Consider the following 9,921-nt stretch of genomic DNA (forward strand, 5'->3'; position numbering starts at 1 on the left):
CACCGACCTGCAGCTGGAACATGTGTTCCTGCCTTGGGAAGACGTATCGCTGGTCAGTCTGGCCTAAGCCGACATCTATGCGCTGGAACGCAACCGTGCGCTGATCGTGACCATCGAGCCGTGGACCTGGACGCGCGACGAACGCAACACCGCTTTGTTCCTGCGCAGGGGCATCGCCGACGGGTACCATGATGCCAACATGCGGGGCATCTGCAAGGTTATCGGCACCCTGCAAAGCCCGGTTTCGGTGCGTTGGGCGCATGAGATGGACGACAACGATGGCCAGTTCATCTGGGCCGCATGGGCGCCCGAAGACTACATCAGCGCCTTCCGCAGGATGATCGACATCTGCCGTGCCGAGGCGCCGAACATAAGTGTGCTGTGGTCGCCGCTGGGCCGGGAGGGCATGGAAAAGTACTATCCCGGCGATGATTATGTGGATCGGGTCGGCATCTCGATCTTCGGTTTGGAACCCTATGAAATCAAGACCTACGGTGCCCCCCAAAACCTATGACGCGTTTCTGGAAGAACGCTATGCGCACGCCGCAGTTTTCGGCAAGCCGGTGATTGTGGCAGAGTTAGGATACTCTGAGCTATGTGGACGCATGGGAGGCCGGGGTGCGTGTGGCACGACCAGATATGCCACAATTGGTGGGTGTCTCATCCTTTAACCAGCAGGCAGTGTATGCCTGGCCCGATAACTTTGGTCTGCCGGACTGGCGCATCAATAACCGCGTGATCAAGTAGGGCTTCTCACTTTTAACGAGAAGTTGCCCTGATCCCGGCGATCCGTTGACGTTTTCGGCGGTCTTACTGTTTCCAACGACGCCCCGATTCACATCGCGGCGCTTGGAAACGGGAGATCGCCGATGGCTGCCGCAGCAAGGGTGACCTACAATGTCTTCACCTCAGGACTTCATCAGGCCGTGCTGGCCATCGGTCTGGCGCTTGTCGGCCTGACCCTTGCCGCCACAGTCGGAATGGCCGACGGCAAGCAGGAAAGCAGCGCTTCCAGTTCCACGCCACGGGCCGGGTTCAACTGGTTTGCCAATGCCGGAGGGCTTACCAAGGACAAGGCGCTCGCGCTTGCGCTTACCCGCAAGGTGGCGTTGCAATCTACCTATGGCTCCGGCAGCTGGGTCTGTTCGCCTGCGGGCTTCGGCTCGAAGTCGAAGTGTTTCCGTCGCTGAACACGTGATTGCAGCCAATGGGCCTGAGGGACACTGACGCATCTTCTGCGGCTGGTGCCATTCAGGCCTCTTTCTGTTTCAGCCAGTCACCGATGATCTGACGATGGCGGGCGACGCCATAGCTGGCAAAATGGCCACCATGCACCAACCGCACCGGCAGATCGTAGAGCCGCCGCATCGAGCGGTGATAGTCAGCCGCGTTGGAATGATAGGTGTCTTCGATCAACGGCCCGTCATAGACGATATCGCCCGAAAACAGGATGCCACTGGCGGCTTCCCACAGGGCGATGCCGCCGGGGGAATGGCCGGGGGTGTGGATCACCTCGAAATGCCGGTCGCCAAGATCCACCACATCGCCATCCTGCAAGATGCGGGTGGCCGGGGCCGCCTTCACCGCATAGGCGGTGGACAGGTAGGGCTGTGGCGGCAGAGTGGTGAAGATATCGTCGGTCACATAGGGGTCGGCAAGGGTGTTGGCGCGGGTCGGATCAGCCAGCAGATCCGCCTCGGCGGCGTGGCACAGGCGGCAGGGAAATTCGTGATGGCAGCCGATATGGTCGAAATGCGTGTGGCTGGCCACCGCCTGCAAGGGGCGTTCGGTGACAATCGGCACCCATTCCCGCAACGACACCACGCCCATCCCCGAATCCACCAGCATGTCGCCATCCCGGCCCCGGATGTGCCACACATTGCAGCGGTAAAACTCGTGGATATGCGGCTCGTCGATCCAGGTCACGCCGTCGGACAGGGTGCGGATGCGCCACCAGTCGGCGGGATGTGCGCGGTCCATCATGGCGTCAGCATCACATGGTCGGTCGCGGCAAGGCTCAGCACTTCGCCCACCGCGATGGTGGTGGCTTGTGGCAGATCAACGGTCAGGCGCGTGTCGGGGGCGGAAAGCGGGGCCACATGCGCGCGGACATGGGTGCCAAAGAACGCCGCATCCGTCACCCGGCAGGGGCCAAGCGGCAGGCCGCCGGTCAGCCCGATGCATTCTGGCCGGATCAGCAGCGTGCCGGTGCCGGGCAGCAGCGGGCCCAGCGAGCTTTGGCCGTCGGTCACCGGGATCTGGTTGATTTCGCCCATGAATGCCGCCGAAAACAGGCTTTTCGGGCGCAGATACACGTCGCGCGGCGGGCCTTGATCCGCGATCTTGCCGCCGTTCATCACCACGATCCGGTCAGCAATCGCCATCGCCTCTTCCTGATCATGGGTGACGTGGACAAAGGTTGTACCAACCCGGCGCTGAATGGCCTTCAACTCGTCCTGCATGGCGCGGCGCAGCTTCAAGTCGAGCGCGCCCAAAGGTTCGTCCAGCAGCAGCACATCCGGTGAAACAGCCAGCGCGCGGGCCAGCGCCACGCGCTGCCGCTGCCCGCCAGACAGTTCATGCGGACGGCGGTCCGCCTTGCCGGGCAGACCCACCAGCGCCAGCATCTCTTCGGCCTTCGCGCGCCGCGGGGCACGCGCAGCCCCCTGCATCCGCAGCCCAAAGCCCACATTGTCGGCAAGGCTCATGTGCGGAAACAGCGCGTAATCCTGAAACACCGTTGTCGTCGGCCGCTTTGCCGGGCCGATCCCCGACATATCCTTGCCACCGATCAGCACCTGTCCCGAAACCGGTTCGCTGAACCCGCCGATCAGGTTCAACAACGTGGTCTTGCCGCAGCCCGACGGCCCCAGCAGCACCACAAACTCCCCCGCCGCAATCTCAAGGCTGACCGCATCCAGCGCCAAGGCCGCGCCATAGGTCTGCGTCACCGCGCGGATCGAGACTGAGGCGGTCATTTCGCTCTCCGGAACACGAAAATCTCCATCAGGAACACGGCTGATATCGAAACGAGGAACACCAGCGACCCCACCGCATTGGTGGCTGGCGACAGGCCCGATCGCAGCATCGACCAGATCTCCACCGGCAGCGTCACCTCGAACCGTGTCAACAGAAACGCGATGATGAACTCATCCCACGAAAACGTCACCGACAGGAAGAACGCGGCGGCAAGGGCGGGGGCCAGCATCGGGGCCGAGATGTGCCACAGCACCTGTGCCTCGGTCGCGCCAAGGTCACGCGCGGCGCGTTCGGCGTTTTTCTGGTGGTCGCCCATCGCAGCATAGGCGATGGCAAAGCACAGCGGCAGGTTTATCACCACATGGCCGATCCCCGCCGTCCATAGCGACAAGGGCGCCCCGGTCTGGTTGAACACCCTGAGGAGGCCCAGCGCGATGATCAGATAGCTGACCGTCATCGGCGCGATCAGCACCCCGCGCAGCAGCACGCTGCCCGGCAGCCTGACCCGCGCCAGCGCATGCGCCGCCAGAAACCCCATCAGCAATGCCAGGGCCGAAGACACAAACGCCACCAGCGCCGAATTCCACAGCGCCGTCATCAGCCCCGCATCGGCAAGGATCTTGTCATACCATTGCAGGGAAAAGCCGCGAAACGGCGGCACCGGCAGACGCCCGTCCTGAAACGAAAACACCACCAGCACCACCACCGGCAGGAACACGAAGGCATAGGCCAGCGCAAGATAGGCCCAAGGTAGGACGCGCATCTACAGCCTGTCCAGTCTGAGCCAGCGGCTGCAGCCAATATACACCAGCGTCACCACCGCCATCAGCACCACCGACAGCGCCGAGGCCATCGGGAAATTGCCGCTGCGCCCCATCTGCAGCATTATCAGTTGCGGCAGCGTCAGTTCCGTGTTGCCGCCCAGAATCTGCGGGGTGATGTAATCGCCGATGCACAGAACAAAAGTCAGGAACGCCCCGGTCATCACGCCCGGCAGGGTCAGCGGCAGGATCACATGCCGGAACGTCGCCCAGCGACCCGCGCCCAGGTCTTGCGCCGCGCGGGCATAGTTCGGCGACAGCTGGATCAGGTTGGCATAGATCGTCAGCGTCAGCAGCATCACGAAGAAATGCACAAACCCGATGACCGTGGCGGTGCGGGTCGAGGCCAGTTCCAGCGGCTCGGCGATCAGGCCGATCCCCAGCAGCGCCTGATTGACGACGCCGTTCTTGCCCAGCACCAGCAGCCAAGAATAGGACCGCACCACATAAGACGTCCAGAACGGCAGCACCGCCATCAGCAGCGCCAGCCGCTGATATCGCCTTGGCACCCGCCACGCGATGATCGCGGCCAAGGGCCAGGCCAGCACCACCGAAATCACCGTCACTGTGACCGTGATTTCCACCGAATTGATCAGCGCGTTCAGCTGGCTCCAATCGGTAAACACCCGGATGTAGTTGCCCGGATCAAAGCCCTGAACGATGGCCCGCCCATCCATATGTGCAAAAGACAGCACCACCATCGCCACAAACGGCAGCACAAAAAACGCCACTGTCCAGATCAAAGCCGGGGCCACAAGGCCCCAGCCAAGCCAGCGCTCAGTGGATTGCAGGCTCACTGGTTCAGCATCGCGGTCCACATGTCCTGCATCGCGGTATCGGTGGCTGCATCCGGGATCGGGTAAAGCTGGGTGCGCGCCAGGTAATCAGGCTGCTGGTCCCAGCGCAGCACGGCCTTTGCCTCGGGCGTCAGCACATCGCCCGCCTTGGTGTTGGCAGGCATGCCCCAATAGCACGAGGATTGCGCCAGCGCCGCCTGCCCTTCGGGCGAAACGATGTATTGGATGAACTGCAGCGCCAGATCCGGCTTGGTCGTACCCGCAACCACGCCAATCGACTGTGCCCAACGCAGGCCGCCCTGCTTTGGGATCGTCCAGTCAAGGTTCGGGTTGTCAGCCGCCAGAACCGCCGTCAGCCACTCACCGCCGCCGACGATGATGTCCACATCACCCGTGGCCAGTGCTGTCTGCGACGACACCACGTCTGACACCTGCTTTGACGCCTTGCGCAACGCCAGCAGCGGTTCGGCCAGCCTGGGCAGCGTTTCGGCGTTGATGTCGGCGGTGGCGATCCCTTGCCCCAGCGCAACCAGACCCAGCACCGGCAGATAGTAGTCGTAGATCCCGATCTTGCCGTCGTATTTGCCCGAGGTCAGGGCCGCCATGTCCTCCATATCAGCCGGATCGACCTTGGTCTTGTCGAACGAGATGGTGTTGTAGCCGAACTTTTCGGTCACGGCATAGGTCTTGCCATCCACAGTATTGTTGTCGGCCATCACCAGTTCGGGAAAGAAATCCGCCGTGGGCAGCGCGTCCGCCGGAATCTCGGCCAGCCGCCCCGCCGCCACCGCGCGGCCCACATCCACCGCGTCGATCACCATCACGTCCCAGTCGCCCGGCTGCGACTGCTCCAGAATGGCCAGCCCGGCTGCGGTGCCCTCATAATCCTTGAGGTTCACCTTGACGCCGTACTTTTCCTCGAACGGTGCGATCAGGGCGGGGTCGGTATGATCGCACCAGACCAGGGCATTCAGCGTGCCTTCGGCAAAGGCGGGCGTGGCAAGTCCAAGCAGGGCAAGGGTAGTGAGGGCGCGTTGGGGCATGAGATTTCTCCTGAAGGGGTGTTGCCTCTGATGGGCATTTACAAAATTACTGAGTTGGTTCAAATTTAAAGTCAATGTCAAAAATAACTCAGGCAGAAGGCGGGAACGATGACAGGGTTACGCGCGCGCCAGAAAGCCCTTCGCCATGAACGCATTCTTGCCGCCGCCCTGCAGCTGTTCGGCGAGGCGGGCTATGACCGCGTGCGCACCGAAGACATTGCGGCAGCTGCCGAGGTGTCGGTCGGCACGCTGTACAACTACTTTGAAAACAAAGGTGATTTGCTGCTGGCGCTGGTCACGATGGAAGTCGAGGAGGTGCTGGAACAGGGCGCCGCCGTGGTCAATGCCCCGCCACCCGACATTGCACTGGCCTTGGATCTGCTGATCGGCGGCTATTACGACCATTCCAATGTCTATCTGACCAAGGCGCTGTGGCGCACCGCGATGGCGCTGACAATTGAGGCGGCAGCGACGCCTTTTTCAGCACGCTACACAGCGCTTGATCACAGCCTGACCGAACAGGTCTGCGCCCTTGTGCGCGCCCTGCAGCAGCGTGGCATTGCGCGCGCTGATGTCGATCCGCAAGCCATGGGTCAGGTGATCTTTCACAACCTCAACCAGATGTTCATCGAATTCGTCAAGCTTGAGGCCATGACGCTTGCCGACCTGAAGGCCGGGGTCGCGCGCCAGAACGCAGCACTGGCCCTGCTGCTGGCCAAACCCGCGCAGGGATGATGGCAAGGCTCAGGCCGCACCCAGATGGCTTTGCACGAACTGCACGATGTCAGCCGCCGGCCGCGCCCCTGCCAGCCGGGCGACCTCGCGGCCGCGGTGGTACAGGATCAGCGCCGGAATGCCGCGAATACCGGCGCGCGCACTGACTGCAGGGTGATCTTCGGTGTTCAACTTGGCCAGCCGGACCGAGGGTGCCAGGGTCTTGGCCGCCTTGGCAAATTCCGGCGCCATCATCCGGCAGGGCCCGCACCACGGCGCCCAGTAATCCACCAACAGCGGCAGATCGTCACCGCGCGTTGCCTTGTCATGCGCCGCGGCGTCCAGTTCGGCCACATGGCCATCGGCCAGTGCAGCACCGCAAACCCCGCATTTCGGCCCCGCCGCCAGCCGCGCCATCGGCACCCGGTTCGCCTGCCCGCAGGCGGCACAGGTCAGCTTCACAGTATCAGCCATCATTGCCTCGCATTCCGACACATGAATATATCGGAAGCCCCCCGGCCCGTGGCAAGGGGGTCAGAGCAGATCTTCCTCTTCGCCCGCCACATCCACGCCCAAGGCGTCCATCCCGGCTTCCAGATTCTCGGCCAGATGCGGCATGCCCATCAGATAATCCGCCGTTGGCACCGTCGCCTCGGAAATCGCGGTCGCCACGGCTTCGTCAAAATCCTCCGGCTCGAACGCGCCGCGCCCGACCCAGGCCAGCGCCGTCAGTTGCGCCTTTTCCTCGTCGTTCATCGCGTCGATGAAGGCGTGCAGTTCGCCCGCCCCCACGTCCATCTCGCGGGCGAGGAAAATCACCTGCACCACTTTGCTGGGGCTGATCTCAAGCATCGGCTGTCTCCGCTCACCTAAGATCTGATCGTCGCGCAACCGGGGGTGCGACGCAAGCGCCGCCTTCAGGTCAGGCCCCAAACCGCCAGCCCATAGACCACCGATCCGGCCAGCGTGGCCCCCACAACCGACCGGGTGCGAAAGAACACCGCCAGCACCGCGCCCGTGCCAAGCACCAGCGCGGCAAGATCGCGCGGCACCAGCGTCAAGGCCGGCAGGATTGACGCGACAAACAGCGTGGCAATCGCCGCAGGCCCGGTTGCGGCCAGAAACTGCGCCATCAGGCCGGTTTCCTGCGGCGCGGTCCGGGCCATCCGGGTGGGCAGCACCCGGAACGCCCAGTTCGCCGCCCCGGCCATCAGCGCCACGATCAGAAGGTCGGTGTTCATCGCCGCGCCACCCCGGCAATCGCCCCGGCGATCATTCCCGCAAGGATGCCCGCCGTGCCGCTGACCGCCAGTGTCACCGCCACGGTTACCGCCCCCGCCACCGCGATCACCGGCAATTGCCGGCGCGTCAGGATCGACAGCAGCAGCGCCAGAAACAACGCCGGCAGCATGAAACCGAGGCTCGCGCTGATCGCAGGATAGCCCGCCAGCGCGCCGCCGCCCGCATAGGCCCCCGCCGCCGTGCCCCCCAGCCATGCCGCATAGGCGCCAAGACCAAGACCGAACATGTAGCGTTCCGAAAACCGCTGCCCCCGCGCCATCGCGCCCAGCGCCTGCCCGAACACCTCATCCGTCAGCCCGAACGCCCAGACCCAGGCATAGCGGGTGCTGGCGGCAGCGCCCGCCTGCTTCATCAACGCCGGGCCATACAGCACATGGCGCAGGTTCATTGCGATCAGCGTGAACGCCGACACCAACAGCGGCGCGCCACTGCCCAGCAGGGCCAGCGCCAGAAACTGCGATGCCCCCGCATAGATGAACAATGACAGCGCAAACGCCTCGACCGCGCTGAACCCCGCTTGCGTCGCCGCCACCCCGAATGAAAACGAGATGGGCAGATAGCCCATCACGATCGGAACCGAGGCGCTGAGGCCCTGAAGGAAAGTTGGCTGCCGGTCAGTCATGTTGCCGCACGGCTATCGTGGCCTTAACGGCGCGTCAACCGGCGCAGGGAAACCCTGACTTGCCTGTTTGTCAGGTTCGGGGCATCTGAGGCAAAGCACGCCAAACCCGAGGACCCACAGATGCGCCGTTTCATCCCCGCCCTGTTTGCCGCAACCCTGTTTGCAGCCCCCGCCGCTGCCGCCGACATCGCCGGATCGGAGTTCACCTCCGGCTTGTGGATTGGCGCTGCGGATGCCGACGCAAACGGTGCCTTCACGCTCTGCCACGTCTCGATCAGCTATACGACTGGCGAGACGCTGTGGCTCAGCCTCTATCACGATGACATCTTGACCGTGCTGTTGGCCAAGCAAGGCGTTACCTTCACCACCGGCCAGAACTTTCCCGCCTATCTGATGACCGAAGTGGGGCTTCCCACTCAGGGCGTCGCCCAGGCGGTGGATCAGGCCTATGCCGGCATGTCGCTGACCGGCATCGACAGCTCGATCGAATTTCTGACGCAGGGGTCGTACCTGCGGCTGATCGGCATCGGCATCGACCAGGCGTTCGACATCCGCGGCATTGGCGGTGCACTGGCAAAGGCGCGGGCCTGCGTACAGACCTACAACAAAGGTGCCAAACCCGCAGCGATCAACGCGGTTCCCGAAACTGCACCGGCGCCCGGCATCGGCAAGAAACCCGTTCTGGGAACGGGCCTCGGCACTCCCGCGCCGAAACCCGCCCCCTGAGGACAGGGGGGGGGGCTTCGGGGTCGGGCAACAGCACGGTTGAAGGACATCAGCGCATCCGGGCCGACCCCCCCGGTGACGGCCCGGGTCAGGGCTACCCGCCTTGCGCTGCGGTCGGGGGATGTGATGTTGATGCTGGGAAGTCTTGAAGGGAGCCGCCGAATGCAGCGTTACTCAGTGTCGGCGGCGCTTGTCGCGGCGAGCCTGCTTTGCGCGACCTCGGCATCGGCCGAGATGATCGAAGGGTCGGCGTTTTATGCCGGGCTCTGGAAAGGTCTGGGCGTCCGGGACGCCGAGCGCAACCTTGTCATGTGCCAGGTCTCGCTTAGCGGCGTGCAGGGCGAGAGGATCGATTTCAGCCTTTGGTCCAACAACCGTTTTGCAATCCTGATGGCGCCGGTTGGCGTGCAGTTTCAGGGCGGCCAACAGTATGACGTCTCGATCTGGACCAACGTCGAGACAGCAATTGCCGTACCGGCGGTGGCGATGGGCGAGACCATCCTGATCGTCGAGTTCACCGACATCGACTGGGCGGTGGACTATCTCGAGGACAGCCAGATCCTGACAGTGACCGGTGAGGGGTTCCAGCAATCCTTCTCGATCGCAAGCGCCAACCAGGCCCTCGCCGGGGCAAAGTCCTGTCTTGAAGCCTATGCCGCGCCGGGCTGAGCCGCCGGGCGCAGCACCAAACAGCGCTATTCCGCCGCCTGCATATAGCTTTCCACCGGCGGGCAGGTGCAGACCAGATTGCGGTCGCCAAAGACATTGTCGACGCGTCCCACCGGCGGCCAGTATTTGTCCACCTTGAACGCGCCCGGCGGAAAGCAGCCCTGCTCGCGGCTGTATTTGCGATCCCACGCTTCGGTCACCAGCGCCGCCACCGTGTGTGGCGCATGCCGCAGCGGGCTGTCCTCGGC

At 63.6% G+C, this 9,921-nt stretch carries 15 protein-coding genes; 5 read left to right on the plus strand and 10 right to left on the minus strand.

Going from position 1 to position 9,921, the window contains the following annotated elements:
• Positions 1-106: 106 nt before the first annotated feature.
• Entirely contained in the window at positions 107-514 is a 408-nt protein-coding gene (locus RMO18_RS07710) for a glycosyl hydrolase (RefSeq protein ID WP_309665003.1), read from the plus strand.
• A 355-nt stretch (positions 515-869) separates the two neighbouring features.
• Positions 870-1,190, plus strand: a complete 321-nt coding sequence (locus tag RMO18_RS07715) for a hypothetical protein (protein WP_309665004.1) — start codon at positions 870-872, stop codon at positions 1,188-1,190.
• A gap of 61 nt (positions 1,191-1,251) precedes the next feature.
• Here the strand turns inward: RMO18_RS07715 and RMO18_RS07720 are convergent, their stop codons facing one another.
• From RMO18_RS07720 to RMO18_RS07745, 5 genes are read right to left on the minus strand one after another with little or no spacing between them, the layout of a single operon-like run.
• Positions 1,252-1,983: an MBL fold metallo-hydrolase gene (locus RMO18_RS07720; protein WP_309665006.1), complete on the minus strand. Its 732-nt coding sequence runs from the start codon at positions 1,981-1,983 to the stop codon at positions 1,252-1,254.
• Positions 1,980-2,978, minus strand: a complete 999-nt coding sequence (locus RMO18_RS21095; protein ID WP_405054030.1) for an ABC transporter ATP-binding protein — start codon at positions 2,976-2,978, stop codon at positions 1,980-1,982. Before RMO18_RS21095 ends, RMO18_RS07720 begins: the two co-directional genes overlap by 4 nt.
• Positions 2,975-3,742 (minus strand): ABC transporter permease, encoded by a 768-nt coding sequence (locus RMO18_RS07735; RefSeq protein WP_309665008.1) that lies wholly within the window; start codon positions 3,740-3,742, stop codon positions 2,975-2,977. The genes RMO18_RS21095 and RMO18_RS07735 overlap by 4 nt, the downstream gene beginning before the upstream one ends.
• Positions 3,743-4,597: an ABC transporter permease gene (locus tag RMO18_RS07740; protein WP_309665011.1), complete on the minus strand. Its 855-nt coding sequence runs from the start codon at positions 4,595-4,597 to the stop codon at positions 3,743-3,745. It abuts the gene before it with no gap.
• Positions 4,594-5,640, minus strand: a complete 1,047-nt coding sequence (locus RMO18_RS07745; protein ID WP_309665013.1) for a spermidine/putrescine ABC transporter substrate-binding protein — start codon at positions 5,638-5,640, stop codon at positions 4,594-4,596. The genes RMO18_RS07740 and RMO18_RS07745 overlap by 4 nt, the downstream gene beginning before the upstream one ends.
• A gap of 108 nt (positions 5,641-5,748) precedes the next feature.
• On the opposite strand from RMO18_RS07745, the gene RMO18_RS07750 reads away from it, so the two are divergent.
• The gene (locus tag RMO18_RS07750; protein ID WP_309665014.1) at positions 5,749-6,375 is read left to right on the plus strand and encodes a TetR/AcrR family transcriptional regulator; all 627 of its coding nucleotides are present in this window, start codon (positions 5,749-5,751) and stop codon (positions 6,373-6,375) included.
• 9 nt (positions 6,376-6,384) lie between these two features.
• On the opposite strand, the gene trxC is transcribed toward RMO18_RS07750, so the two are convergent.
• The 4 genes from trxC to RMO18_RS07770 all read right to left on the minus strand — a co-directional run bounded on the left by trxC (position 6,385) and on the right by RMO18_RS07770 (position 8,278).
• Complete coding sequence (gene trxC / locus RMO18_RS07755; protein WP_309665015.1) at positions 6,385-6,828, minus strand: thioredoxin TrxC; 444 nt, start codon at positions 6,826-6,828, stop codon at positions 6,385-6,387.
• Between the two features lie 60 nt (positions 6,829-6,888).
• Positions 6,889-7,206 (minus strand): DUF3775 domain-containing protein, encoded by a 318-nt coding sequence (locus RMO18_RS07760; RefSeq protein ID WP_309665017.1) that lies wholly within the window; start codon positions 7,204-7,206, stop codon positions 6,889-6,891.
• Between the two features lie 65 nt (positions 7,207-7,271).
• Complete coding sequence (locus RMO18_RS07765; protein ID WP_309665019.1) at positions 7,272-7,595, minus strand: AzlD domain-containing protein; 324 nt, start codon at positions 7,593-7,595, stop codon at positions 7,272-7,274.
• Positions 7,592-8,278, minus strand: a complete 687-nt coding sequence (locus RMO18_RS07770) for an AzlC family ABC transporter permease (protein ID WP_309665021.1) — start codon at positions 8,276-8,278, stop codon at positions 7,592-7,594. The genes RMO18_RS07765 and RMO18_RS07770 overlap by 4 nt, the downstream gene beginning before the upstream one ends.
• Positions 8,279-8,398: 120 nt before the next feature.
• Here RMO18_RS07770 and RMO18_RS07775 point away from each other — a divergent pair, with 120 nt between their 5' ends.
• Together RMO18_RS07775 and RMO18_RS07780 are read left to right on the plus strand one after the other, a co-directional pair.
• Positions 8,399-9,004, plus strand: coding sequence for a hypothetical protein (locus tag RMO18_RS07775; RefSeq protein WP_309665023.1), 606 nt, complete (start codon positions 8,399-8,401; stop codon positions 9,002-9,004).
• Between the two features lie 162 nt (positions 9,005-9,166).
• A complete protein-coding gene (locus tag RMO18_RS07780) occupies positions 9,167-9,673 on the plus strand; it encodes a hypothetical protein (RefSeq protein ID WP_309665024.1) in 507 nt (168 codons plus the stop codon).
• A 26-nt stretch (positions 9,674-9,699) separates the two neighbouring features.
• Here RMO18_RS07780 and RMO18_RS07785 read toward each other — a convergent pair.
• On the minus strand, positions 9,700-9,921 hold a 222-nt coding region (locus tag RMO18_RS07785; RefSeq protein WP_309665026.1), incomplete at its 5' end, for a hypothetical protein.

The sequence above is a fragment of the Tabrizicola sp. genome (assembly GCF_031377265.1).
Taxonomy (GTDB): Bacteria; Pseudomonadota; Alphaproteobacteria; order Rhodobacterales; family Rhodobacteraceae; genus JAUYQR01.